The sequence below is a fragment of the Vibrio panuliri genome (genome assembly GCF_009938205.1).
Lineage (GTDB): Bacteria > Pseudomonadota > Gammaproteobacteria > Enterobacterales > Vibrionaceae > Vibrio > Vibrio panuliri.
The window spans coordinates 1,316,976-1,341,698 of the sequence record NZ_AP019655.1 but is presented as its reverse complement, the minus strand read 5'-3'; the positions used below and the strand labels follow the sequence as shown (position 1 = coordinate 1,341,698).

Annotated in this window: 21 protein-coding genes; 8 read left to right on the top strand and 13 right to left on the bottom strand. The window is 45.0% G+C overall.

Annotated features, from left to right (window positions below):
* Positions 1 to 66: 66 nt before the first annotated feature.
* Entirely contained in the window at positions 67 to 1,032 is a 966-nt protein-coding gene (locus GZK95_RS20725) for an NAD(P)H-dependent oxidoreductase (protein WP_075715286.1), read from the top strand.
* A gap of 172 nt (positions 1,033 to 1,204) precedes the next feature.
* Positions 1,205 to 1,717 carry a hypothetical protein gene (locus GZK95_RS20720; RefSeq protein ID WP_075715287.1) on the top strand — a complete coding sequence of 171 codons (513 nt, stop codon included), beginning with the start codon at positions 1,205 to 1,207 and terminating at the stop codon, positions 1,715 to 1,717.
* A gap of 14 nt (positions 1,718 to 1,731) precedes the next feature.
* On the opposite strand, the gene yqfB is transcribed toward GZK95_RS20720, so the two are convergent.
* From yqfB to GZK95_RS20700, 4 genes are all read right to left on the bottom strand, one after another.
* Positions 1,732 to 2,049 (bottom strand): N(4)-acetylcytidine aminohydrolase, encoded by a 318-nt coding sequence (gene yqfB / locus GZK95_RS20715; protein WP_075705460.1) that lies wholly within the window; start codon positions 2,047 to 2,049, stop codon positions 1,732 to 1,734.
* Positions 2,050 to 2,168: 119 nt separating this feature from the next.
* Positions 2,169 to 3,383 carry an OmpP1/FadL family transporter gene (locus GZK95_RS20710; RefSeq protein ID WP_075715288.1) on the bottom strand — a complete coding sequence of 405 codons (1,215 nt, stop codon included), beginning with the start codon at positions 3,381 to 3,383 and terminating at the stop codon, positions 2,169 to 2,171.
* Positions 3,384 to 3,402: 19 nt separating this feature from the next.
* Positions 3,403 to 3,906, bottom strand: coding sequence for a hypothetical protein (locus GZK95_RS20705; protein ID WP_075715289.1), 504 nt, complete (start codon positions 3,904 to 3,906; stop codon positions 3,403 to 3,405).
* 56 nt (positions 3,907 to 3,962) lie between these two features.
* On the bottom strand, positions 3,963 to 5,933 hold the full coding sequence (locus GZK95_RS20700; RefSeq protein WP_075715290.1) for an alkyl sulfatase dimerization domain-containing protein: 1,971 nt from the start codon (positions 5,931 to 5,933) through the stop codon (positions 3,963 to 3,965).
* A 122-nt stretch (positions 5,934 to 6,055) separates the two neighbouring features.
* On the opposite strand from GZK95_RS20700, the gene GZK95_RS20695 reads away from it, so the two are divergent.
* Positions 6,056 to 6,982: a LysR family transcriptional regulator gene (locus tag GZK95_RS20695; RefSeq protein WP_075705452.1), complete on the top strand. Its 927-nt coding sequence runs from the start codon at positions 6,056 to 6,058 to the stop codon at positions 6,980 to 6,982.
* A 452-nt stretch (positions 6,983 to 7,434) separates the two neighbouring features.
* Here GZK95_RS20695 and GZK95_RS20690 read toward each other — a convergent pair whose 3' ends face one another.
* Positions 7,435 to 9,426, bottom strand: coding sequence for a U32 family peptidase (locus GZK95_RS20690; RefSeq protein ID WP_075715291.1), 1,992 nt, complete (start codon positions 9,424 to 9,426; stop codon positions 7,435 to 7,437).
* 513 nt (positions 9,427 to 9,939) lie between these two features.
* Positions 9,940 to 10,872 carry a universal stress protein gene (locus GZK95_RS20685; protein WP_075715292.1) on the bottom strand — a complete coding sequence of 311 codons (933 nt, stop codon included), beginning with the start codon at positions 10,870 to 10,872 and terminating at the stop codon, positions 9,940 to 9,942.
* Between the two features lie 185 nt (positions 10,873 to 11,057).
* Between GZK95_RS20685 and GZK95_RS20680 the strand changes: the two genes are divergently transcribed.
* Positions 11,058 to 11,618, top strand: a complete 561-nt coding sequence (locus GZK95_RS20680) for a sugar O-acetyltransferase (protein ID WP_075715293.1) — start codon at positions 11,058 to 11,060, stop codon at positions 11,616 to 11,618.
* A 62-nt stretch (positions 11,619 to 11,680) separates the two neighbouring features.
* On the opposite strand, the gene GZK95_RS20675 is transcribed toward GZK95_RS20680, so the two are convergent.
* The 5 genes from GZK95_RS20675 to GZK95_RS20655 all read right to left on the bottom strand — a co-directional run bounded on the left by GZK95_RS20675 (position 11,681) and on the right by GZK95_RS20655 (position 18,367).
* Positions 11,681 to 13,816, bottom strand: coding sequence for a sensor domain-containing diguanylate cyclase (locus GZK95_RS20675; protein WP_075715294.1), 2,136 nt, complete (start codon positions 13,814 to 13,816; stop codon positions 11,681 to 11,683).
* 133 nt (positions 13,817 to 13,949) lie between these two features.
* Positions 13,950 to 15,629, bottom strand: coding sequence for an RluA family pseudouridine synthase (locus GZK95_RS20670; protein ID WP_075715295.1), 1,680 nt, complete (start codon positions 15,627 to 15,629; stop codon positions 13,950 to 13,952).
* A gap of 104 nt (positions 15,630 to 15,733) precedes the next feature.
* Positions 15,734 to 16,135, bottom strand: a complete 402-nt coding sequence (locus tag GZK95_RS20665) for a hypothetical protein (protein ID WP_075705438.1) — start codon at positions 16,133 to 16,135, stop codon at positions 15,734 to 15,736.
* Positions 16,136 to 16,280: 145 nt separating this feature from the next.
* Complete coding sequence (fghA, locus tag GZK95_RS20660; RefSeq protein WP_075705436.1) at positions 16,281 to 17,123, bottom strand: S-formylglutathione hydrolase; 843 nt, start codon at positions 17,121 to 17,123, stop codon at positions 16,281 to 16,283.
* A 95-nt stretch (positions 17,124 to 17,218) separates the two neighbouring features.
* Complete coding sequence (locus GZK95_RS20655; RefSeq protein WP_075715296.1) at positions 17,219 to 18,367, bottom strand: S-(hydroxymethyl)glutathione dehydrogenase/class III alcohol dehydrogenase; 1,149 nt, start codon at positions 18,365 to 18,367, stop codon at positions 17,219 to 17,221.
* 187 nt (positions 18,368 to 18,554) lie between these two features.
* On the opposite strand from GZK95_RS20655, the gene GZK95_RS20650 reads away from it, so the two are divergent.
* Positions 18,555 to 19,427 carry a LysR substrate-binding domain-containing protein gene (locus GZK95_RS20650; RefSeq protein ID WP_075713085.1) on the top strand — a complete coding sequence of 291 codons (873 nt, stop codon included), beginning with the start codon at positions 18,555 to 18,557 and terminating at the stop codon, positions 19,425 to 19,427.
* A 94-nt stretch (positions 19,428 to 19,521) separates the two neighbouring features.
* Here the strand turns inward: GZK95_RS20650 and GZK95_RS20645 are convergent, their stop codons facing one another.
* On the bottom strand, positions 19,522 to 20,286 hold the full coding sequence (locus GZK95_RS20645) for a siderophore-interacting protein (protein ID WP_075713083.1): 765 nt from the start codon (positions 20,284 to 20,286) through the stop codon (positions 19,522 to 19,524).
* Between the two features lie 118 nt (positions 20,287 to 20,404).
* Complete coding sequence (locus GZK95_RS20640; protein ID WP_075713081.1) at positions 20,405 to 20,992, bottom strand: LysE family translocator; 588 nt, start codon at positions 20,990 to 20,992, stop codon at positions 20,405 to 20,407.
* A gap of 112 nt (positions 20,993 to 21,104) precedes the next feature.
* On the opposite strand from GZK95_RS20640, the gene GZK95_RS20635 reads away from it, so the two are divergent.
* The 3 genes from GZK95_RS20635 to GZK95_RS20625 all read left to right on the top strand — a co-directional run bounded on the left by GZK95_RS20635 (position 21,105) and on the right by GZK95_RS20625 (position 24,552).
* Positions 21,105 to 21,545 carry an Lrp/AsnC family transcriptional regulator gene (locus GZK95_RS20635; protein ID WP_075713079.1) on the top strand — a complete coding sequence of 147 codons (441 nt, stop codon included), beginning with the start codon at positions 21,105 to 21,107 and terminating at the stop codon, positions 21,543 to 21,545.
* A 147-nt stretch (positions 21,546 to 21,692) separates the two neighbouring features.
* On the top strand, positions 21,693 to 22,685 hold the full coding sequence (locus tag GZK95_RS20630; protein ID WP_075713077.1) for a porin: 993 nt from the start codon (positions 21,693 to 21,695) through the stop codon (positions 22,683 to 22,685).
* A 238-nt stretch (positions 22,686 to 22,923) separates the two neighbouring features.
* A complete protein-coding gene (locus tag GZK95_RS20625) occupies positions 22,924 to 24,552 on the top strand; it encodes a methyl-accepting chemotaxis protein (RefSeq protein WP_075713075.1) in 1,629 nt (542 codons plus the stop codon).
* Positions 24,553 to 24,723: the final 171 nt, after the last annotated feature.

Below are 24,723 nucleotides of genomic sequence, written 5' to 3'. Positions count from 1 at the left end.
GTCTAAAAATTTATAATTGCTAACGGTAATCTTGCCTCATCGGTTATTTAGATTTAGGGCATACCCATGAGCAAAGTGTTAGTTATTTCAGGTCATCCGGATTTAGACGCTTCATACACAAACAGCGTAATCATCAAGCAGGTTTCGCAACATCTAACGGATGTATCAGTGCGTCGATTGGACCAACTGTATCCAGACTATAAGATTGATGTCGCCGCCGAGCAGCAAGCGTTGATCGCGGCAGATATCGTGGTTCTGCAATTCCCGTTGTACTGGTATTCAGTGCCTGCATTATTGAAAAAGTGGATAGATGACGTGTTTTCATTCAACTTTGCTTACGGTACACATGGCGACAAACTAAAAGGCAAAGAGTTGATTTTGTCATTCACCATTGGAGGTCCCGCAGAATCTTATGATCCGCTTGGCTATAACCACTTTACTGTTGAACAGTTAGTTCATCCGCTGCAACAAACGGCTTACTTAGCAGGCATGAATTTCCAAACTCCGATCTATACGCATCGTATGGTTTATATCCCAGGTGTTTATAACAAGTTGGAAGAAGTACAAGCACGTGCAGAGGACCATGCTGAACGTCTTCTGAAAACCATTGAGGTGATAAGTGACTCTTCACAAGCGAAAATTACCACGATGATTCGCCAGTGGTTCGCTCAGTTTGATCAATTGGGCTCTGATACTCAAGTTTATACGCGTTACTTAGCCGAGAGCGTTGAATGGTCTTCTCCGGAAGGGGATTTCATTGGGCATCAAGGCTTCGAAGATTGGTATGGGATTGCTCGCGCTACATTTAAGCCCAATTGTCAGCATGATATTCACCAAATCGACATCACGCCTCAGGGGGACGGTTATCAAGTGGAGTTGCGTGTCTTATTGACCGCAGACACTTACCCTGAATCGGTTATGAAAGGCGAGCGCATTAGCCTACCCGTAAATGAGGTATGGCAGGTGAAGTTTAACTCGCAGGGAGTACCTATGATTTACTCCTACCAAGTGACTCCAGTGTTAGAAAAATAGAGGTTTTTAGGGAGCATATCGCTCCCTTTTTATTAATCCATGTCACGTTCGTCAGTATCGATAGCGCAGAAGTGAGGGATAGATTGTAAGTTTTAACTGAACTACTTGGCGATTGGCTATTTTTCAGGCTTATTTACAACTCTGTCAAATCTATCATTACTTAGGGGAAACCATGTATCGACTTGTGTGTGGCATAGGTGCATTGGCGCTCGGTCTACTGCTGTTCGGTTGTTATGACTGGGTGTTCTCTAGTCAATGGTATGTTTCTTTGTCAGGAAAGCTCATTGTCACGGCCTTGGAAGCGATTCCTGACCTGCGCAGCTATCTAGCAAATAGCGAGTTTATCAACTTAGTCAGGTTAGTGAGTATCGTGCAAGCCTTGGTGTTGAGCTTGATATTTGCGCTTGTGTTTAGCGCCATATTAGGAGCATTTAAAGGATTGATCAGTGTGGTGCAGTATGCGATTTTTGGCGCGTTTGCCGCATTTATGTATTTTGTGCTACCAGCCTTAGTTACCTATATCGATAACAATTTCTTTGCCAGCAGCTTGGCGCTGCCATTGAAAGGCAGCACGGGATTATTGGATGTCTTGATTTGGTATTTGCCGTTGATGCTTAGCGTGTTTTACATTGCAGGGGCGCGACGACGTCAACACGCTAGGACTGAGCGTTACTGGTTTAGATAGTCTGCAGGTGATTTCTATACCAGTTTGTAACTGATCACATACAGTTGATCGAGATTGGGGTAAATTTCAGCGATCAGACGCTTGAGTTCATCCAGTGGCAACGCTTCTTGTTCAGCATGAAATTCATTGATCTCATCGAACAGTAAAGGTTCAACAGATAAGATCTTAATCTCACAAACTTTTTTATCTGTTTCCAATGTAAAGACTTCAACTTGTGTACCTGGCACATAGTGACTTTCAGCTTCATCACGAATGGTAATGGTTTTCTTGCCTGCGGTAATGAGTGGGGTAAGAAACTCAAAGAAGGTAATTTTACTTGGTGCTATCGTCATGATTTTTACTGCTAGTGAACGTTAGGTGCAATTGTAAACCAAAACGGCGAAATAGCAGTACTAATTAAGCGTCAGCAGTGTGAGCAAAAGACAAAGGTGGCATTCGCCACCTTCTAAACCTAGTAAGAGTAATTGACCAGCAAACCAAAGAAGTGAACATTGGCGTCATACTCTCCGTGCAATTTACCGAGATTTTCTGTTGAGTACTCAATCTCTGGGGTGCCACCATAGTAATACTCATAGTAGAGTTGCATGCGCCATTGCGACGACAGGTTATAACTGGTCCCCATTCCCAGTTTCCATATTTCACCTGTTGGTACATCTGGGTACTGAAACTTCGGATCATCTTGCGGTGAAGTTTCATAATAGATCCCACTCTCTAAGCGCCAATCAGGGTTAACTTGATAATGTAGGCCTAAACTGGCTGAAAATGTATCTTCCCATTGACGTTGAATATCGAGCTGACCTTGGCGATCCGTTAAAGTAATTGCTGTTGACGCGATTTTGCTAAAGTCTGTCCAACCAAGGCTCCATAGCAGGGCGGTTTTGTTGCTGACGGTATGATATCCGCTGACGTAAGCGGTGGCAGGCATCACGATATTGACGCTTGAACTCAAGTTAGCACCTGATATTGAGATATCGCCATCCATGTTGTGGCTGATTTCAGAACGGTACGCAAAGCCAATGCGATGACCTTCGGCAAGGTGATAAAGGGCACTTAGAGTGTAACCGATCTCAAAACTGTCTCCGTCAGCTTGAACGTTTGGCAAGCCTGGTTGACGACTGCCAGCAAGATTTTGCTCAAGCATGCCATACTCAGCAACTAAGCCAACCCCAACTGAGAGATCTTGATTGACTTTATAAGCCACACTTGGGTTGAGTTGTGCGGTAAGCAGTTGTGCATCCTTGAGCAACAGCGCACCTTTAAAATCGCTACCGTAGTCGATAAGTGAACCGCCGGTTGAGGCAAAGGCTATACCGGCCGACCACTGATCATTGATTGGGGTTACCATGTAGAATGAGACGACCGGCATGGCGGTTCCGGCTTGTGTCACCTCGTCACCACGACTGAACGCTCCTGTTGAGCCCAAGTCTTGGTATTCGATATCCGAAACCATACCTTGAAGGTTGAATGCGATTTGGGTGTTGTCAAATTCTGTCATAGCGGCAGGGTTGGCAAACGCGGTTTCTGCTCCTTCGGCGACCGCCTGAGCGCCAGCGCCAGCGGTACTAATACTCATCATCCCCAGTTCTGGGAACATATAACCACCGGCAAAACTGTGTGTGGCGAGCAAAGCGGAAGAGAGTGCTAAAAGCTTAATTTTGTGAGTCATAGAGTGAGTTTCTAATCGTTTAATTATGTTGAAAGAGTGAGTCGAACAAGCCTGTTAGCCAACTGTCCAGTTGAGCCACTTGTTCGGGTAAACCATTAATATGCACGAGTTGTGACTGTTTGGCGGTTTGCCAACTTAGCCCACCGGTAGCAAGTGCATCTAATACATCCAGCTCGGTAACCAACACCAAATCGTCATCGTTAGGTAATGTATTGCGTCCCGTGATTTGATATGAGTTGGTTGGCGTGACTTGGCTATAGTGGCCTTTTATTGCTTCAAAAATAGTGAAGTTTGGAGCGGCGATGGCGGCTTGGCTGAAGGCTTTTTTTATCGAAAACAGTTTAAATTGGTCAGGTTTGGCGGTATTGGTTAAGTCGCCGGCTTTGCGGGCTGCGATAATCTCAGTAAAGACTTCTAGAGAGCCAGGCTCACTGGTGATGTGCAAGCCAAATGATTGATGAAGCCCGCAGCCCAACGCTAAACTTGGCAGTAGAAGGAAGAGAGTGAAGGCATACTTGAGCATAGCTGACTCCTAAAAAGAGGAAGAAACCCGAAGGTTCCTTCCTCTATAGCGTTAAATTAGCGTACGATGAGTTTGAGATCTTGCGGGGGAGTTGGTTTATCAAAGTAGCTCATAAACTGCCCGAAGCTTGGTATATCACCCTTGGCAAAGTTGAGTTCCCCTGACTGTATTTTCTCCGCCAGAACTTGTTGCCCATTCGCGCCGGCAAGCAAAATATCGTTCAACACCGCACGTGTCGTGTCGATCTCGATGTCACTGTTTTGGTAAGGCGTATCATGCAGTTGGACGATGCCATGACGAATCTCTAGCGTGAACGTTTCATTGGTATCAGCAAAGTTGTAGGTCAACGCCATCTCAGTTTCTAATGTGTTTTCCGCAATCAGGGTAGCGGTCATCATGTCGAAAATCTGTTTGCTTGGTAGCGCAGTCATCACATCAACAGAGGCAAAGCTAATCAAATTAGAGAAGTCTTGGTTGTTTTCCAGTTCAGCTGCGGCATTTAATGCCCAGTTTCGCCAGTTAATATTGACTTGGTCTGCTGCCCATTTTTTATACGCAGTAGCTTTTAGCTGACGTGCTTCCATGTCATCTTGATTGACGGTAATAGGGTAGGACAATATTTCAGCAGCAAAGGTGTAGTTTTCTGATTCGATCGCTGCCTTCGCTGTGTTGATAATGTTGTCTCGACCACCCATGAGTTCGACAAATGCACGAGCACGTTGTTGATAAGCCATCGGTTCTAATTGCCAAGGATCCGCTTCATAAAAACCGACATAGCCAACATAAATCTGGCGCACTGCGTGAGCAACGGTACCGTAGTGCTCGCCTAGCCATGGATGTGAGGCAAGGTGAGTAGGGAGTTTAACAACTTCCACTAACTCATCGGGCGTTAGCCCTTTGTTCATGTGGCGGATGGTTTGATCATGGGTGTACTGAATCGCGTCTCGATAAGCGGTCAGTACGTTATCCACGGCAGCTTTGCCCTCAACAGGACGACCGTGCGAGTTGATCATCACTTCCGTATCGAACTGACGCATTACATCGATGCCTTTAAACCACATCGCAGGATCACGGAACTTGGTACCACGAATGGTGTGCAAGTTAGGGAAGTTCTCGCCCTGCAGCACTTCCGCAGCATGAAGGATTTTTTGCTTAGGTAGGTATACAACCACTTCATCTTTGGTTTCAGATGGGACATTCACAATCTCCATCTCAACGCCAGCAATCGTAATATCCAAGCGGTCTTTTAGTGTCACATTAGGCTCGATAAAGGAGATATCACCCTGCATAAAGCGCGGACCTAATCCGTCATTGACCGTACCGTGTTCGCCTTCTTCAACGTGCTTTGCGCCGGTGTAAGAGGTACGTTGACCGAACAAAGGCCCAAGATTGGAAGACCAGTTAGCGACGGCTTGAGTTAAACCTTCTTGCGCAATGATCATTACTTCACCACTGGCAACTTGTTGATCGTCTACCCAAGCACGCACGCCCGAGATATGGTCAATATGGTTGTGGGAGTAAATAATAGCTTTGACCGGTTTGTTGGTGATTTTGCGAAACTCTTGTTTTACGCTTTGTGCCATCTGCACTGACTCACCGGGATCGACAATGATGATACCGTCATCGCCTTCAATCATTACTGGTGTATCGAGACCGAAGCCGTAACCCAAGTAAACATTATCATCCACTTGAATAATTGCCTGATCCATTTTGCGCCCATGCTTGGTTAAGGAATCATGCACGTGATCAGACTCGGCCGTGTATGCGAGCGTGCGGTCAAACTTGGTATGTACCTTGATGCGTTCGCCAGGTCCCCAAAACAGATTAGAAGAGTGCTCGACCAAGATTCCATCGTCATAACGTTGATCCAAAACGATGTTTTGATACTGAGGAGCGGCACTGGTCTGCAAGTGTTGTCCGTTAGTGGACGTTGCTTCAAGTGTCGGCGTTGCCGCAGAGAGTTGAGGGGTAATTAATGCGCTACTGATCGCTAAAGGTAGTAAAAGTGCTCTAAATTTTTTTGCCATTCTAGTCACCAATTGTTCATTATGTGCTGTGGTTACTAGCTAGGTTAATTGACAGCGGTTAATCTATCGACAGGCTAATACGATTTCTAATTATCGAAATTACGATGGGTTGGTAAGGTGAGATGAACAACGATATCGCGAACTTGAATTTACTGGTGGCGCTAGTTGCTGTGATTGAACACGGCAGTTTAAGTAAAGCGGCTAAATCTTTGGATACGAACCAATCGACGATCAGTACCATGTTGGGACGCCTAAAGCAGGACGTAGGACAAGAGCTGTTTATTCGCAAAGGTCGAGGTGTGGTGCCAACCAGTTATGCGCTTGATTTATACAACCAAGTGCAAGGCTCTGTGCATCAATTGATTAGCGTATTCCAATCCTTCTCTCGCTTTGACCCTAAGCAAAGTTCACGACGATTTATCACCACGGCACCAGAACACTTGCAGTGGTTCTTACTCGATAAGTTCTCCTGTCTGGCGGGTGGTAATAGCTTAGAGGTGTACGATCAGCCGGATGATGATAGCCATCTTTACGACATGCTAGTTCAACAGCAGTATGACGTCATGATAGATATTGTGCCGCCTTCTAAACCGAGTATTGCTAGCCAGTTATTGCTGGAAACGGAGTTTGTGGTGATTTGTCGACAAGGTCACCCGAGGCTGACGCAAGATACTTTGTCTTTAGAGCAATTCTTAAGTGAAGAACACGCGGTGTTAGAGCGTAAGCGTAATGATCTATACAGCTTAGAGCAGTTCACCAAAATTGATTTGTCTAAACGTAAGATCGCGTTTCACAGCCGCTCTTTGTTTAGTAATTTGATGATTACCAGTCAGATGGATTGCATCGCAACAGTGCCTGTGTCTATGGCAATGCAGTTCAAAGATAAGTTGAATCTTAAGGTGTTTAAGCCGCCGTTTGAATACAAGAAAGTGCAAAACTATCTGATTTGGCATAAGAACCTAACCAATGATCCCGCGAATGTTTGGCTGCGCAGTATCTTAATAGACATTGCCAATCGCGTGCGACTAGAAAAATCAGGTGTCGCCTAATCTTAGTGTTCAACACTCAATGACCCACCACAGATATCAAAGACCGGCAGGTCATTGGGGCTAAGAATTGTTATGCGGATGCGGAGCGTTTTACCCAGCAGTTTGCGTTGACGTGAGCGCCGATAGCGGCAATCAGCATAAGGGGTCCAAGTGCACAAGAAAGACATGCGCAAAGGATGCGTTTGGTAGTCAATGTTTTCGATGGAGAGAGAAGTTGGATAGCTAAAAAGATAATCAAACCGGTTATCGACCAAATCAACATAAAATATCCTTAATAATATGAGGCCAATTGCCCCGTTACTAAGATAATCAGTTATGGGTTACGGTGATATGACGAAATACGGATTTTGTGATACTGCAAGGATATATTTTGCGCTGTCTCTGTTAATCAGCAGGTAAGCCTTGGGCAAGTTCTGCCATCGGTCAAACCGACCGATGGCGGACAAAACTGGCTACAAACCTTTTTGGTATTGGGCGTTAGCAGTTGGTTGAATCATCTGATGAATTTGCGCTTTTTGCATCGGGTTGGGTGATTCAAGTAGGGCAATAAACATAGCAATGATTTCAGTTTTGCTCAGTGACACTTGAGTTTCTGTTTGGATATCTCGTAGATCAATCAGTATATCGGTCAATAGCATCGGCAGATCACTAAGAATATCGGTGTTCAGCACATTGTGTTCGCTGTAAATAGAGTTGTGGCTACCACGCTGTTTTTGAATGACATATGGGTTGTCTTTTAGATTGATGATTGAAGTACGTTTGTTGCAGCGTTTCAAGCAGCCTTTGTTGACTTTGATTTTTTTACAGCCTTCTGTTTGCTGGAACAAACATTGACGACTGGTTAACAAGGTATTCGGATGGTAAACACTATAAAAGCTGCGCATGCCGTGAGGGCGTTTGATATGACGCATCTGCTTCATATTTAACTCATTAGAGATAAATGCGCCGCTGGCAGCAAACTCTTCCTGCAGACATTTGAAGGCGTAAGAGTTGGTCGTGTTCATCTGTGGCCCCGCAATCCAGTTTAGTCCGAGTTGCTTAGCAATAAAACCGACCCCTGAGTTATTGGTAATCAAGCACTTAGGCTTGATCTGTTCTAAGAACTCGCGTGCTGCTTGAAAGTCAGCATCGATTAAAATCGCAGGGAACCAAGGCTTGAGATTAGGATATTGAGTAAACAGCACAACAAGGCTTTGCCATTGATCAGCCAGCCCCATTGGCATTTGGAAGTAGACGTCAAAATGCTCTTGCACTGCAAGCTCGCAATCATCGGTTGAAGAGACAAGAACGGCGAGTTTTGCAACACCTTCACGTTCAGGTGACTGAGGAAGCGGGGCAAGGTGCGGTACATCTATCGCCCCTTTTAAACTACTGCTTTTGTCCTGTGTGCCACTGATATCAAAGGCTTGTGTTTTCTGCGCAACATTTTCAATAATCGCAGTCTTGTCGTCGTAGAGTTTCTTCTTGATTTGTTGTACATCTTCAACGCTCTGACATTGATAGATGGTAGAGAAGTGTTTGACAGCATGGTCTCGTGGGTTGTCGATATACATCGACTTACCATAATCGCCCTGCAAGAAAGCATTAGAGAAATCACGGTTAAATACTGTGTAGAGCTCAGTGGTATCTTGAGATAACTCTTCACCATCACACAAGCGATCAATTTGCTTACGCCAGTTATCCACCACAGTGTAAACGTAATGGGATTTTTTAATGCGCCCTTCAACTTTTAGTGAATAGACCCCAGCATCCGCAAGCGCTTGTAAATCGCCAAATGCGGAGTTGTCTTTCATATTGAGCGGGTACTGGTTCCCCGTTTTGGTCGTCTCGTATTGCTCTCGGCACGGTTGACTGCAACGCCCTCGGTTACCCGATGCGCCATTGCGTGCGGAACTAATGTAGCAGATACCCGAAAAACCAATGCAGTAAGAGCCATGGACGAACACTTCCATCTGCACGTTATGCTGCTGACCAAAGTGTGCTAGATGCTTTATTTCATTGATGTTCAGCTCGCGGGAGAGGTTGACTCGACTTGCGGTCAGTTGATTTAAGAACTGAATTTGCCCCTCATTATGGGTATTAAGCTGAGTGGATGCGTGAACATCTAAATGAGGGAAATGGTGTTTAAGAATATAAGCCAAGCCGAGGTCTTGTACGATTACGCCATCAATGCTGGTGGTACTTAATTGGCTTAATAGTCTGATAATGGCAGGGATTTCACTCTCAAGAATCAATACATTTAGAGTTAGAAAAATCTTACAGTTATGCTGATGAGCAAGCGATAGAACACCATTTAAGTTATCTAACGTCAGGTTGGTGGCACGGTTACGGGCGTTAAATCGATCCAAACCACAGTAAATGGCATCAGCCCCTGCTGCGATAGCGGCTTTTATCGAGTCTAAATCTCCGCCTGGTGCTAATAACTCAAATTGATCGCGTGTCACGTCTTATCTCTTACTCAGCAAAAATAGGCGCGCATTTTACGTTTTTCATCGCAGGGATGCGAATTTTATTGCGTTTGATAGCAAGTCGTAGGCAGATGAAAAGAAAAAAGAGCCAGAACGGCTCTTTAAACAGCGTGGTACAAAGAACTACTCCGATTTTACAGTAGCCATAACGTTGTTCGTTTTTCCCAACAAGTGATCTAACTCCGATTGATCGATCACTTGGATGTTCTTTAGTTCCTTTAGATAGATCTGACAAGAATGGCGTTCCATGCATTTGAAACACTTAAAACTTGCTTTCATTAACGATATCTTTCTCCATACACTCTTTACGTTAGCCAAACGTGTTTTATCAACTGAGTTGGATTAGTGAAGCGCTAGACTATTTTGTCCAGTTTATTTGTCGCTATTTTAACGGTTTTAGTTTTCGAACCGTGAGTTAGCCAAGCCGGATTTTTCCAAATATTCAGCCATTTAGTTGTAGGAAAATTCCACTTTAACCGAGAAAACCACTTAACGAATAGGTGAAACAAACCCTGTCGGTTTTAATGCGACTAACGAACAGCTGAGCGATTGCAAAATGTTCTCGGCGGTATTGCCCATCACTAAACCTTCAATGCCCGTCCGGGCAATCGTCCCCATGACCAAGATATCAATCGCCAGTGTCGTGGCGCATCGAGGAATTTCGTCATCGGCTCGTCCATTGATATGATGGACAATCATTTCACCTGCGATCCCTGAATCAGCCACTAGGCGATCCAGCTGTTGACGGTGATGGTCACGTAACGCGGCAATATCGGCGTTGAGCTGTTGATCATCAACCTGGATCCAAGGATTGTGCCTTAAATAGCTCTCTAACTTGTACTCCCAGCAAGAGATGATATGTAATCGGCTGTTGCAGCTGTCGGCGATATTTCTCGCCAATGTTAGCAGCCGCAGAGCCAATTGCTCTTCTTCATCACAGGTAATGATAGGATCGATGGCAACGGCAACACATTTATGTTGATGAGGTATGGTTGTGGTGCGATTTAACCAAACAGGGCAAGGACATTTACGCAGCAATTTCATATCCAGCGCTTTAAATCCTTCAGACCCCTCACCAAGAGGCTCGGCGTTTTTGATCAGCAAATCTCGGTTGTGCTGCTCAACGTACTGAATGACATCAACAATAGGCTTATCACCACTTGAAATATCAACGGTGAGGGGCGATGTCTGCGTGAGATCGCTCGATTGACCGATTTGATTGATTTGCTGGTTCAGGTTGTTGATCAGAGATTGTTGATAGGTATCCTGATATTGACTCATATTTGCCGGTAGTTTGGGGCAGACAATGAGCCCTTTCAGTGAAGCGTTATTACGTTGAGCGAGTGTCATCGCTTGTTGTAAAGAATCACCCGTTTCAGGCAGACCTTGGCTGACGAACAGAATATTTTTAAATTCATGCATACCTACCTCCTTTGTTTGTATTAAGTGTTAGTCCCGACAAGCAAAATGTCCACTTTATTAATAAGGTTATTAATTGCCGCCATTATGTTGCTGATTCTGCGTGGAATGACCAAACTCAATGCACGGCGAGATAATACAGTGTCAATATCAATACCCTTTTAGCGTCAATGACCAACGAGATAAGAATGAAAACAGAGCGCGATAAAATGTTAGCAGGTGAGCCATATAATCCTTGGGATGAGGAGCTGTATAATGCTCGTATTGCCTGCCGTAAAGTGTTGCAGCAACTCAACAGTAGCATCCCAGACTCTGAACAATGGCGAGAAGCAATCCAAAACTTGCTGCCCAATGGGGAGGATGCTTTTCTTGAGCCGCCTTTTCGTTGTGATTACGGCACTAATATCAAAACAGGCAAGAACTTTTACGCTAACTTTAATTGCGTGGTACTTGATATTGCTGAGGTGAAGATTGGTGACAACGTCTTATTTGCGCCCAATGTACAGCTTTATACTGCAGGACACCCTCTCGACGTCAAAGGACGGGTTGAAGAGGGAGTCGAGTTTGGAAAACCGATAACCATTGGTGACAATGTATGGTTGGGGGGCGGTGTGATTGTTTGTCCAGGCGTAACTATTGGTCACAACAGTGTGATTGGGGCAGGTAGCGTTGTGACCCGAGATATTCCAGATAATGTGGTGGCAGCGGGGAATCCGTGCCGTGTTATTCGAGCGATAGAGCAAAAGTAGTTTGAGGTGCTAGCTAAATGTAGCTAGCACCGATGTTGATTTAAGCGCGAATAAGCGACGCTTTAAGCAAATTGATGTGAGGTCATACTGATTCTATTGCGCCCCGCTTTTTTCACTTTATACAGCTCTTGGTCTGCCAAGTTAAACAGGGTGGCGAAACCGCTGTCGACATACTCGATATTGGACAGGTCCGCCGCACCAATCGAGAGAGTAATCGCCTCACTGCACTGTGATAAGGGGTTGGCAAGCGCTAGGTTGGCAATAGCTTGTTGCAAGTTGCTTAGCCTTTCAGCCAGTTCATTGCTTGAAGAATCGCAACTGAGTAATAAAAACTCATCGCCACCATAGCGGAAAAGATAGTCACTCTCTCGACTAAAGACTCGTTTCATTTCTCCAGCAATGAGTTCAAGGGCGACATCCCCCTGATGGTGCCCGTGGTAATCGTTGTAGCCTTTGTAGTAATCAACGTCGATTACGGCAGCAGCAAGGTGAGTATTGGTCTTGATAGCCTTGGTCACTAATTGCGGTGCAATATCATCCAGTTGGTAGCGGTTATAGAGCCCTGTGAGTGGGTCAGTTTTTGATATCAATTCAAGCTTTTGATAGGCGTCTGCGAGTCGATTGCGCTGGATATGGTTCTCGAGTGCAACGGCAATAAAACTCGCTAATTGCTCGAACAGATTACAGTGATATTGTAAGTACTGATCGGCTAGTGAGTGCTGAATTGAAAGGACTCCTAAAACCTTGTTTTGCATGACAATAGGTGTGAGGATAAGTGACTCCACTGGCGTGTCATTACGAAAATGTGCGCACTCTTTAAAGCGTTCGTCTTGAGGGACAAAGACGCTGAGCACTTCATCATTGATTCGGTTGAGATGAACCGTACGACGGTTTTTGACCACGTAACTGCCAACGGAATATTGAGTCTTGCAGTTGACGATTGAGTTTTCAACTGGGCCATTGCGATCATAGAAGTAGCAATATTCAAGCGTATCTTGCTCTTCATGATAAAGAGCAATACCAAACTCGTTGGTTGGAAAAATCGAACAGATTTTCTCGTAGATCAGCGGTAAGGTGTTGGCGATATCCTCTGATGTTGCGATAGATTGTCCAACCTCGGTGACCGCGCCAATGTGTTGCTGCATTTTATCCAATACCAACCGTTCGTGATCTTGTGTGACCTTCTCGATTTGATTGAGCAAGCTATCAAACTCTTTGTTTTGCAGCTTATCTATTTGCTTGCGTGCGGCTTGAATATAGCGAGCTTGAACGTCACTTAATAACTGGACATCATCATGAGATGCGAGTAACTGGCATAAGCAATCACACAGCAGAGCGAAAAAGCCATAATTCTCCTCAGCGCGGATCGTTTGGTATAAGTTTAGCGCTAACGGCAACGCTGCTTTATGCTCGCCAACCTCAGTCATATAAGCGATTTGGTGAACTTGGCACTCAGTTTGGTTATGCACATCATATAGGTGAGTAAACAGCTTATCTGCTTGAGCAAAATGGTGGTGAATTTCATCTGTAGTGTAACTTTGATGATGACGGGCCATTATCTGGGCAATATAGCCATGAGCGATGGCTTCGCAACGCAGGGCATTGTTATTCGCACCGATTTCTAAGGCTTGTTTACAGTGTAAAATCGCTTGCTCATGCATCCCTTTTTGGTAGCCAAGTGCGTACCCCATATTGAGTAAGCAAATGGCTTGATTAGAGTGGTGACCAATTCTCTCACCTTGTTGGGCGCCATAAGAGGCAATTTGATAGGCCTGTTGATATTGCGCTAGACACAGATAAAAATCGCTAATATTGGTGTACGCTAGCGACAGGTAGTTCGCATCAAGACGGTAGGCGTTCTCCAGTACGTCACGATATAACTCATACGCTTTATGAAAATCTTCGTAGTCTGCGTAAATTGAGCCCAATAAGGTTTTGATTTGCAAACGTTGCGTCATGTCCTCATCACTGCAAAGTGTCAAGGCTTCTTCAAAGACGATAATGGAATGGCGACGATTGTCGTTGCGGTTTCCTTTTACGCCCTCAAGAATGAGATGGTATAACGTTGGCAGATCATACTGGTGCTGTTGGCAAACTTGATTGATTTTTTTTATGGTTTGCTCAACGCCCTCAACACCTTGAGTTAAAGGTAGTTGGGACATCATAGCTTGAATTTGTTTTAATGCAGCGTGACTCATTCTCTTTCCTCCAGAGCCCGTACATTATACGTTTAACATATGTGGATATGAAACTTAACAAACAGCGTGAAATCACCTTTTCTTCAATAAAATCAGGCGATTTCAGCTATGATTGTAGGAAAAGTCTGACGAGTTAAAAATCGCACTCTGCGACAAACGTCATACGCTGTTTTGTGTATGGGTGCTCAAACGAAAGCTGTTCTGCATGTAGGTGTAAACGGGAGTCTTTTTCACCGTATAAACCATCACCCACCATCGGCATATTTAGCCCTTGATAGTGAGCGCAGTGAACACGCAGTTGATGGGTACGTCCAGTCTTGGGATACATCAAGAGTTTGCTACGCCCATTGGTGACTTCGACCAGCTCCCAGTGGGTGGTTGCAGGTTTACCATGTTCAAAGCAAACGAGCTGGCGAGGACGATCATCGGGATCGCCGCGCATAGGTAAATCAATGTCACCGCGGCTCTGTTCCACCACACCTTCAACCATGGCGAGGTAGCGCTTCTCTACGCCACGTGTAATAAATTGTTTTTGCAAGCTTTTGTTGGCTCTGCGGGTTAGTGCAAACACTAATAAACCGGACGTTGCCATATCAAGACGGTGGAGTACAAAAGGACCTTCAACATCAGGAAACAGCGTTTGAACTCGAGTGTAAGCGGAATCTTTAATGGTTTTTCCCGGTACAGAGAGAAGACCCGCAGGCTTGTTGACGACCACGATGGCGTCATCTTGATAGACGATTGTGAGCTCTTTGTCTTTGCCCCAGTTTTCTTCCAATGGATTAGGATCAACCTTTAGCCCTTGGAGCATGTGGCCAAGAATTGGGTTACATTTGCCGTGGCATGAAGGGTAAAACTTTTTGTGCTGTCTAACTTCTGATTTCGGTGATGCGCCCCACCAAAATTCAGCCATCGCTACCGGTGTAAAACCATATTTATATGCGTAGTGAAGCAGTTTTGGCGCGGCACACTCTCCCGCCCCCGCTGGTGGGGTGGGGGTTGTCGTTTCGGCAAAAATGGCTTTGAGTGATTTCTGTTCACCATTGGCGTTGAGGAAACGATATTGCTCAAACAGTTTATTTTGCAGGGCATTGGAGAGATGTTTGCGCTGCTGTTTGGTCAGGTCAATCTCGTGGTTGAGGTGCTTGAGCTCACTTTGGATCTCGGCGATTTTAGCGTCCCACTCTAGCTTGAGATATTTAAGGACGTTTTTCTCTGCCACACTTTGTTTGGCCAGTGCATCAATCGCTTCTTTTAGTGCTTCATCATGCAGAGTTTCTTCCGCTTGTTGGCGCAGCTTTTTGCGTTCTGCACGTCCATCAATCATCGCTTGGCGTTGTTGCTGCTCTTGCTGCTGATAGTCGTTTTGATGTTGGGCAAGTGAGGCGTTTAACTCTGCGAACCTCGGGTTCGCTGAAAGCTGTTTTACTTGATTATTTAGTTGCGTAATTTCGGCTAGTTCTGTGCGGAAAAAACACTCTTTTGCCAGCATATCAAATACCGGTGGTACAAAGTTTGGCAGCAAGTTTTGCTCAGCGATTTTACCAGAAAATGCACTCAAGTAACCGAGTTCGCCTTGTGGTGAACGAACCAACAATACGCCAAACATTTTGCCAGTACCTGTTGGGTTATTTTCGTTACCAAAGTTATGCTGCCAATCTGATTGGTTCTCAATATGTTGCTGTAACTCGTTTGCGGCAATGATGCAAAGCGGGTGAGGCTGATAGTAAAATGGAAAAGTGAACGCGCTTGGCAGCTCAATACCTGTGATATCGGCATGGAAACGAGTGAACAGTTGTTCTGGTTGGTGCATGGTAAAACTTCTATCAGCGTAATTAAGAGCCGAGATTTTACCTGTTTAGACGAGGAATACCACCTTGTCTAAACAAGGTGGTGTTTTAACTGTGCTGGTGGCGTTTAGCGAACGTAGCTTGAGTCTAAGCTAATCAACCAGTGGTGAACCGTTCCGTCAGACTTTTCTACCCAAATATCATTGCGATACTGCTCAATGCGACCTTTAACGTTGAGTTTGAATGTATTGTCTTTGACCGATTCTACGCGAAGAAACTGATCTGAAGTCGTTAGCACCGGTTCTTGATCACCAATCTCGCTGCCATTGGCAATTAAGAAATATTGGTTGAGTTTATTGAGTTTCTTTTCAGTCGAAGCAATTTTATGACCGACGAGTGTTAAGTCATTGCCAATAGGAATTGAAGCGATTTGAGGGCCTAAACTGGTGTGGGTTGGGATAAATACCCATGCAGCAACTGCCGCCGCGATAACCACAAGAGATAAGCATACGATTTTTAATTTAGACATGTTGAGCTGTTCTTAACAAGCAAACGAAAGTTGCTGCTAGTGTAGCGTAGCAGGCGTGATGCGCAAAGCTGTGCTCGAAGTCGATGGAGTAAAAAGCCCTTCTAGGCAGTGAGAAGGGCTTGGTCTTATGAAATTTGAAACGATTTTATTCGGCGAACAAATATTTGGCGTGAAAACGTAAATGCTCTTCAATAAAGGTCGAAATAAAGTAGTAGCTATGGTCGTAGCCAGCTTGCATTCGCAAATTCAGCTCACTGCCATGCAAGCTCGCCGCATGGATAAGTGATTCTGGTTTTAGTTGTTCATGCAAGAAACTGTCTGCGTCACCTTGGTCTACCAACATTGGCAGTTTTGTGCGACCAAGTTTAAGTAGCTCAGTGGCATCGTATTCTTTCCAACTTTCAATCGATGTACCTAAATAAGCCGTAAACGCTTTTTGTCCCCATGGACATTGCATTGGGTTACTGATTGGGCTGAAGGCTGAAATGGAACGGTAGCGCTCGCTATTTTTTAGACCAATTGTGAGTGCACCGTGCCCGCCCATGCTATGACCAGAGATGGCTTTAACCTCAGACACAGGGAAGTTAGCTTCAATCACCTTTGGTAGTTCGTCCACAATGTAGTCATACATTTGATAATGTTTGGACCAAGGTGCTTGTGTCGCATTGAGATAAAAGCCAGCCCCTTTGCCCAAGTCGTAGTTTTCATCATCAGCCACATCGTCACCGCGTGGGCTGGTATCGGGAGCGATGATAGCGATTCCCAGTTCGGCGGCTGCGCGAAATGCCCCCGCTTTCTGCATAAAGTTTTCGTCTGTGCAGGTTAAGCCTGACAACCAATACAGGGCTGGCACAGGATTGCTGGCCGTCGCATTGGGTGGCAAAAATATTGCGAAGCGCATACTAGAGTTAAGGCTTTGGGCATAGTGTGAGTATTGTTTATGCCAGCCACCAAATACTTTTGCTTGGCTGAGGTTTTCGATGGTCATGGATAATCTCTCGGTAAAGTGACTCGCGTTAGTATCCCTAGTAAGCTCTCTAGGCAAAACCCAGAGAGCTTGAATGTTTGAACTCGGTATCTGGATTATTTATCCATGTGTAAAACAGTGCGGATAGATTCACCTTTATGCATCAGTTCAAATGCTTCGTTTACGTCTTGCAAACCCATAGTATGAGTGATGAATTCTTGTAGACCGAATTCACCAGCCATGTAACGGTTAACAATCTCTGGAAGCTCTGAGCGGCCTTTTACACCACCAAATGCACTACCGCGCCATACGCGACCAGTCACCAGTTGGAATGGACGAGTTGAGATCTCTTGGCCTGCACCAGCAACACCGATGATCACTGATTCACCCCAGCCTTTGTGGCAGCACTCTAATGCTTGACGCATCACGTTGACGTTGCCGATACATTCAAATGAGTATTCAACACCACCATCTGTCATCTCAACGATCACGTCTTGGATTGGCTTATCGAATTTCATTGGGTTGATGCAATCAGTTGCGCCAAGCTGTCTTGCTAGCTCAAATTTGCTCTCGTTGATGTCAACACCGATGATGCGGTTTGCACCAGCCATACGAGCACCAATGATGGCAGATAGACCGATACCGCCTAAGCCGAATACCGCAACGTTGTCGCCTTTTTCTACTTTAGCGGTGTTTAGTACCGCGCCCATACCTGTGGTTACGCCACAACCTAATAGACAAACTTCTTCAAGTGGCGCTTCTTTATTTACTTTCGCCAGTGAAATTTCTGGCAGTACTGTGTACTCAGAGAAAGTTGAACAACCCATGTAGTGGAAGATAGTTTCGCCGTTGATTGAGAAGCGGCTAGTACCATCAGGCATTAGACCTTTACCTTGCGTTTCGCGAACGGCTTGGCATAGGTTAGTTTTACCTGACTTACAGAACTTACATTCGCCACATTCAGCCGTGTAAAGAGGAATAACGTGGTCACCCACTTCTACGCTGGTCACGCCTTCGCCAACCATTTCAACGATACCGCCACCTTCGTGACCAAGAATTGAAGGGAAGATACCTTCTGGATCGTCGCCAGATAGGGTGAACGCGTCAGTGTGACATACACCCGTTGCAACGATGCGAACTAAGACTTCGCCGGCTTTAGGCAGTTGTACGTCAACTTCTTCCATTTTTAACGGTTCGCCAGCTGCCCAAGCAACCATAGCTTTTGATTTAATGTGAGTTTGACCAGGTTTAATTTCAAGCGCCATTGCGTTTTCCTTCTAGTGTTGCTCGTCGTGAATAACAAGCATCAGATAATCTATTTAAAGGTAGTTGAGGATGAGTGGTGTTGCTGTCTCAACAAGATGGTGACTATTTTAAATATTTCATTTCAAATGATAATCCGGCTATTATGTAAATGATTTTTACGTATATGTAATAATGAGAGTGTTAACTATGGCGAGTTGGGAAGGCGTGAGTGAGTTTGTTGCGGTGGCGGAAAGTGCGAGCTTTACGGGGGCAGCGAAAAAACTCCACACCTCAGTTGCACAAGTAAGCCGACGAGTGGCTGCGTTGGAGGAACGATTGGCGGTTAAATTGCTCAATCGAACGACGCGCAAGGTCACGTTGACAGAAGCGGGTATGGTTTACTTCGAACAGTGTAAGCTGCTGGTGGAAGGGTTGGAGTTAGCGGAACTGGCGGTAACGGATCTTCAAGCTGCCCCCAAAGGCAAAATTAAACTCACAGCGCCCGTTACGTACGGTGAAATGCACGTTGCCCCATTGCTGAATGAGTTTTTACTGAGTTACCCACAGATTGATTTGGAGCTCGATTTAACCAATCAAACTGTCGATCTGATTGAAGCGGGGTTTGATGTCGCTATTCGCTTAGGCCGTTTGCGAGACTCGACGCTAGTGGCAAAAAGGTTGGCTTCGCGGCAACTCTATGTGTGTGCCAGTCCGGATTACATTCGCAAGTATGGCGCGCCTCATAGCTTATCGGAACTGGGCTATCATCAATGCTTAGTGAGCAATATGGCGCATTGGCGTTTTAGACAGAACAACAGTGAAAAATCGGTTCGCGTGAGTGGTCGTATCCAATGTAATTCTGGTTTTGCTTTACTAGATGCAGCAAAGCGGGGTTTGGGCTTAATTCAATTGCCAGATTATTACGTTCAAAGTGCGCTCGATAGTGGCGAGTTAGTTGAGGTGCTGAGAGATTTTCGTGATGAACGAGAGGGCATATGGGCGCTTTACCCACAGAATCGCAATTTGTCACCTAAGGTGCGGCTGTTAATCGACTTTCTTGCTGAAAGAATGGCTGAGTAGGGGATGTAGATGATGCCTTTTATTCACTAGGGCATCATCTCTTCTCTGATAGCGGTGGTGCTAAAAAATAGCAGAGCGCTAAACGCTAAGCGAATCAATCGTTTTCTTGAGCATCCTGCTGTTTAATGACTTTATGTCCATCTTCGGCAACGCCTTGTTTCCAGTAGCTGCTGATATAGATAAAGTCGCGTTCGACCTGCTTTTCGTTGCGAAGGTACTGGCGTAAGCCGCGCATTGAGTCAAATTCACAGGCTACCCAAGCTGAAGCTTGACCTTCAAGCCAAGGCAACGCACGTACTGCTTGTGACAGTTCTTCCGTCACCCAATGAACTTCAATACCTTGTGGTACTTCTAAAGGCTGAATATCTTCTTGGCTTACCACTTGGATAACAGCATAGCCTTTTGCATCGCTAGGTAACTGTTTCACTTTGACCGATAGCGCTGGAAGTGCGGTCATATCCGCGGCGAGTACAAACCAATCAGCATCGTGGTTTAGGTTAGAAATCGATCCAGGACCACGTATATCAATGGTGTCGCCAACCTGCGCATTCATCGCCCAGCGAGAGGCAAAACCGCATTGCTTATCTTGAGTAATATGACGGACAAAATCGACTTCAATTTCTTGATTCGCTGCGATAAAACGGCGAATAGTATAAGTACGCATAACTGGGCGCTCGCCCTCTGCGATACTTGAGAGATTGGTTTCACCCTCTTTATTGAAAAGCAGCTTAATGTAGCCTCCTTCACAATCGGCAGGAAAGTTGGCTAAAACATCCCCTTTTAGGGTCAGGCGTTGCATGTTTGGCGTCACGGTTTGATTGCTTATGACAGTGACGGTTTGGGCGTTAATTGTTTGCATGGTGTACTCGATAAATATTCTTCTTCTCATTTAGAGTACCACTCAATCCTCTAACCACACAGTATCTTTAACCTTATTTACATTTGTTACGTTGAAGGAGGTGAGTGGTATTCAAGTCTTAGAGCATCGGTAAGGTAGAAGCAATCAAAAGTACTGCCATGGAATAGTTAAACCATCGCACACGGGTGGCGTTGGTAAGCCAATATTGCAGTTGCTTACCAGCCACAATCCAAAAAGAGCCTGAGGGGATATTCGCGAGCGCATAGATAAGGGCGATCAGCCCTAACCCCAACAAGCTGTTACTAGGGTTGTAGACGGTGACAGCTGTTAGCGCCATAGACCAACCTTTTGGGTTCACCCACTGAAAGCATGCCGCTTGAAAAAAACTGAGCGGTTTGTAAGTGTCAGTATTGCTCTGTGGTGGTTGGCTGCGAGCAATTTGGTAAGCCAAGTAAAAGAGGTAACTGAGACTGAGTACCTTAAGGAGTTGATGTATCAGCGGATAGCGGTCAAAAACTTCGACTAGACCAAAGCCAACCAATACCACCATAACTGGAAAACCGATAGTAATACCGAGCATGTGGGGCAAGGTACGATTGAAGCCAACATTCGCGCCTGAGGTCATTAACATTAAGTTGTTGGGGCCTGGGGTAAAGGTCGAGACAAAGGCAAACAGCGCCAAAGCCGTAATATGTTCCCAATGCATAGAGTGTTCCTTGCTAGGTTTTAATAGGTGAATAATTAGTCTACGTAGATTGATGCTCAATTTTGTGTTTTTATTGTGTACATATCACCTAATTGCACAATTTGGAGGCGGAATGGATAAGTTTGACGAAAGAATATTGCAAGCGCTCAAATTGGATGGACGAATTGCTAACGTCGACCTCGCTGAGAAGATAGGGCTGTCACCCTCTGCAACTTTACGGCGTGTCCAAGAGCTAGAGAAGCGTGGTGTGATTACAGGTTATAAAGCCAAGCTAGATCCAAATGAGTTGGGGATTGGCTTTATTGCTTATGTCTCGATAGGTTTATCTAATCATAGCAAGCAGGCTCAACTTGCCTTTGAAGAACATGTTAGTTTTGTCGATGAAGTGGTTGAGTGTCATAGCATTACTGGCGCGACGGAATATCTGTTGCGTGTCGAGACACAAGACTTGATCAGTTATAAAAAGTTTCACGCTGATGTTTTAGGAGAGTGTGAGTTTGTCAACTCGATCGCAACGATGGTGGTGATGGCATCGCCAAAAGATCTGCGTTAGCGTGTCATAAAGTTGCCAAATTAATTTAAGATTTGTGCAGTGCAAAGGTCATTAATATGCCATTTGGTTTTCATTTTTCTTCTCTAGCTTAATGGGTGCAAAAGCACAGAGCAGCAAGCTCACGATTAATTAACTAGGGAAAGAAAAATGAAATACGCAGCAGTGGCAGTGGCTGTTTTAGCCAGTTTAACTTCAGGTTCGGTGTTCGCAGCGAAAGTATATGACTCAGAAGGTACCGAGTTGAAGGTGGGAGGGCGTGTAGAGTTTCGTGGCGACTTTATTGGCACCTCAAAAGGGGCCGAAATTGAAGGCAGTATGGATGACAGCACCCGTGCCCGACTTAACCTCAAAGGTCAATCTCAGCTTAATGATTCGATGACAGCATTTGCCGTATACGAAGCAGAACAAGACACAGGCACCGATCAGTTTGAAAACCGCTATATGTACGCTGGTGTCGATTTTGGCCAGCAGGCGGTATCGTTCGGTCGTCAAGATATGGCATCTGTGATTGTTTCAGATTTTACCGATATTACCGAGTTCTCGGGTATTCAACAGGTAATTGACTCATCAAGTGATAAGCAAGACAGCGTGTTTGCCTATGCATTGGAAATGGACGCCCTGCAGTTCCAAGCAACTTACCAAGCAGAAGAAGCCAAAGACAACGATGGTTATAGTATTGCAGGTGTTTATTCAACGCCGTTCGGCTTGGACTTAGGGCTTGCATACTCGGGTGGCGATCTTGGTCAAGGCAACGGTAGCGAGTCTCAAGGATTAGTTGGGCTAGCTTACTCAATAGAAAATCTGTACCTTGCCGCCACGTATTCGCGAGGTGACTTAGACGATAAAGCGGCATCAAATACAGATAAAGAGTTTGAGGCGATGGAGTTTGCGGCTCAGTACAAGTTTAATCAGCAAATATCTTTAGCTGCAATGTATACCTTTCAAGAAAATAAACAGGGTAGTGGAGAGAAATACGACGAAAAAGATGGCTTAGAGTTGGTGGGTTATTACAAATTTAATGGTCATTTTCGTACTTACGTTGCCTACTACTTAAATAATCTCGACAAAGTTGCCAATGCTCAAGGAGTGAATACTCAAGGCGAGGACACATTACGCTTGGGTGTTCGCTACGACTTTTAACTCGTCTCTAAAATGAACCCAATAATACTGCCAAGGGTCACTTTGGCAGTATTATTTTTTGTCTATAAAAACACCTTCAGTTGATGTTAGTTCAATTAAATACTGTGCAGTCGAAATTTCCCCTGATATTTATGACCGGTATCACGGCTTAAACTGGTGATATGCAATAGTATTCGCGCGTTTATTTGTCGGCTAATTCTTACAACGACAAATAATGAAGTATAATTTGGGGTTGTATATGCAGTTTTCTATGAAAAATATCTCCATCCGCACTCAAGTTCTTGTTCCAGTAGTTTTTACTATTGTGGCTCTATTGATTGCGCTTGGAATGACACAAAATAGCTTACGGAAAGAACAGGCATTGATTGAAGATCATATGCAATCATTGATGTTCTACAAGGATTCACTCGCCAATATTGATGACAGTGTTTATCCATTGCGTATCAGTGCGGTATATGCGATTTACGATGCAGAACGCCGCAAAACATTCTTAGCAGAACTGACCCAAGGTCTACAAAAAGTGGAATCCATTCTGGATACCATTGAAGCTCGTGGTACTTTCCGCTCTGAAGCCGTGAAAGTTCGAGAAAAGATTGAGCAGTACGTGGCGGTTTCTAAACAAGCGACCGAGTTCTTTGCGCAGCGCGACAAAGGGCTGGTTACGTCACAAGAATATAATGATTTTATTAGTAACTACCGAGTTGTTGGGAATGAGTTGGCTTCTGCCATCAACGACCTATCGGGACGCGTTAACAAGATCAACAATCAAGTGATGGTGGAGTCAGCGCAAGACCTTGAGCGAGTCCAATCGATTGCAATCTGGTCAGTGTTAGCTGTGTTAGCGCTGTCTGTGTTCGTCGCTTGGATTCTATCGGGTATGATCGTGGCACCGATCCAAAAGCTCCAACTAGTGATGCACCGTGTTTCTGAGGGTGATCTTAGAGTTCGTTGCGAGTCTGATGGCAACAATGAAATTGCTAAGTTGAGCAAAGATGTGAATCAAACCGTTGAGCAACTTGCCTCAACAACAGACCATCTGATCCGCATTAGTGAAGATGTTGCCTCTGCTTCTACTGAGTTGGCGGCAGTCATGGGTCAAGCAGAGCAAAATTCACATCAGGAACTTGCAGAAATTGAGCAGGTAGCGTCAGCGGTGAATGAGTTGGCAAGTACGGCAAACAATGTGAGTGATAATGCTCAGTTAGCGGATAGCACAGCTCGAGAAGCGGACCATTTGGCTCAATCGGCGCTGTCTACGTTCAACGAAAGCAATGTAGCCAGTGAGCAGATGAGTTTAGCGCTTCAAGATGCGGCGGTGGTTGTCAACAAGTTGAAAGAGCAATCTGAGCAGATCAACAACGTGATTGAAGTCATCAGTGGTATCTCTGAGCAAACTAACTTGCTTGCGCTTAACGCCGCGATTGAAGCTGCTCGTGCCGGAGAATCCGGTCGTGGTTTTGCTGTGGTGGCTGATGAAGTGCGCATGCTAGCAGCGAGAACACAAGAATCAACTGGTGAGATTCAGGCGATTATTGAAGAGTTGCAGAAGCAATCAGGGTTAGCAAATGACAGCATGCATTTGAGTATTGAAATGCTAGAGAAGAACAATGAGTTGGCTAAGCAAGCTAATGATGCTCTAGTTGGTATTACTGAAGCGGTTACCCGCATTAATGATGCTAACACTCAAGTGGCGACGGCAGCAGAAGAGCAGTCACAAGTGACGCAAGATATAAACCGTAATGTCGTCAATATGTCTGAGTTGGTGAGTCAGAACGTTTCGGGAATTAGTCAAAGCGCGACTGCGAGTACGGAACTCTCTGAATTGGCAGAAAAACAGAAAGCTCAACTTTCGTTCTTTACGTTGTAATATTTGCCTTCAAGATAATACCCAGCCGATAGAGCGTTGCTCTGTCGGCTTTTTTTATGTCCGATGGTTTGGGATATCAAGGAAATTCTATTTTACCGCTTATATAACTTTGATGTGATCAGGCTTCATAGTTCGGTTAAGTTATATTGATTTATTTGTCAATTAATAAGT

Coding starts and splice junctions, on each gene's coding strand:
- GZK95_RS20725 (WP_075715286.1), top strand. CDS start 67: ATGAGCAAAGTGTTAGTTATTTCAGGTCATCCGGATTTAGACGCTTCA.
- GZK95_RS20720 (WP_075715287.1), top strand. CDS start 1,205: ATGTATCGACTTGTGTGTGGCATAGGTGCATTGGCGCTCGGTCTACTG.
- yqfB (WP_075705460.1), bottom strand. CDS start 2,049: ATGACGATAGCACCAAGTAAAATTACCTTCTTTGAGTTTCTTACCCCA.
- GZK95_RS20710 (WP_075715288.1), bottom strand. CDS start 3,383: ATGACTCACAAAATTAAGCTTTTAGCACTCTCTTCCGCTTTGCTCGCC.
- GZK95_RS20705 (WP_075715289.1), bottom strand. CDS start 3,906: ATGCTCAAGTATGCCTTCACTCTCTTCCTTCTACTGCCAAGTTTAGCG.
- GZK95_RS20700 (WP_075715290.1), bottom strand. CDS start 5,933: ATGGCAAAAAAATTTAGAGCACTTTTACTACCTTTAGCGATCAGTAGC.
- GZK95_RS20695 (WP_075705452.1), top strand. CDS start 6,056: ATGAACAACGATATCGCGAACTTGAATTTACTGGTGGCGCTAGTTGCT.
- GZK95_RS20685 (WP_075715292.1), bottom strand. CDS start 10,872: ATGCATGAATTTAAAAATATTCTGTTCGTCAGCCAAGGTCTGCCTGAA.
- GZK95_RS20680 (WP_075715293.1), top strand. CDS start 11,058: ATGAAAACAGAGCGCGATAAAATGTTAGCAGGTGAGCCATATAATCCT.
- GZK95_RS20675 (WP_075715294.1), bottom strand. CDS start 13,816: ATGAGTCACGCTGCATTAAAACAAATTCAAGCTATGATGTCCCAACTA.
- GZK95_RS20670 (WP_075715295.1), bottom strand. CDS start 15,629: ATGCACCAACCAGAACAACTGTTCACTCGTTTCCATGCCGATATCACA.
- GZK95_RS20665 (WP_075705438.1), bottom strand. CDS start 16,135: ATGTCTAAATTAAAAATCGTATGCTTATCTCTTGTGGTTATCGCGGCG.
- fghA (WP_075705436.1), bottom strand. CDS start 17,123: ATGACCATCGAAAACCTCAGCCAAGCAAAAGTATTTGGTGGCTGGCAT.
- GZK95_RS20655 (WP_075715296.1), bottom strand. CDS start 18,367: ATGGCGCTTGAAATTAAACCTGGTCAAACTCACATTAAATCAAAAGCT.
- GZK95_RS20650 (WP_075713085.1), top strand. CDS start 18,555: ATGGCGAGTTGGGAAGGCGTGAGTGAGTTTGTTGCGGTGGCGGAAAGT.
- GZK95_RS20645 (WP_075713083.1), bottom strand. CDS start 20,286: ATGCAAACAATTAACGCCCAAACCGTCACTGTCATAAGCAATCAAACC.
- GZK95_RS20640 (WP_075713081.1), bottom strand. CDS start 20,992: ATGCATTGGGAACATATTACGGCTTTGGCGCTGTTTGCCTTTGTCTCG.
- GZK95_RS20635 (WP_075713079.1), top strand. CDS start 21,105: ATGGATAAGTTTGACGAAAGAATATTGCAAGCGCTCAAATTGGATGGA.
- GZK95_RS20630 (WP_075713077.1), top strand. CDS start 21,693: ATGAAATACGCAGCAGTGGCAGTGGCTGTTTTAGCCAGTTTAACTTCA.
- GZK95_RS20625 (WP_075713075.1), top strand. CDS start 22,924: ATGCAGTTTTCTATGAAAAATATCTCCATCCGCACTCAAGTTCTTGTT.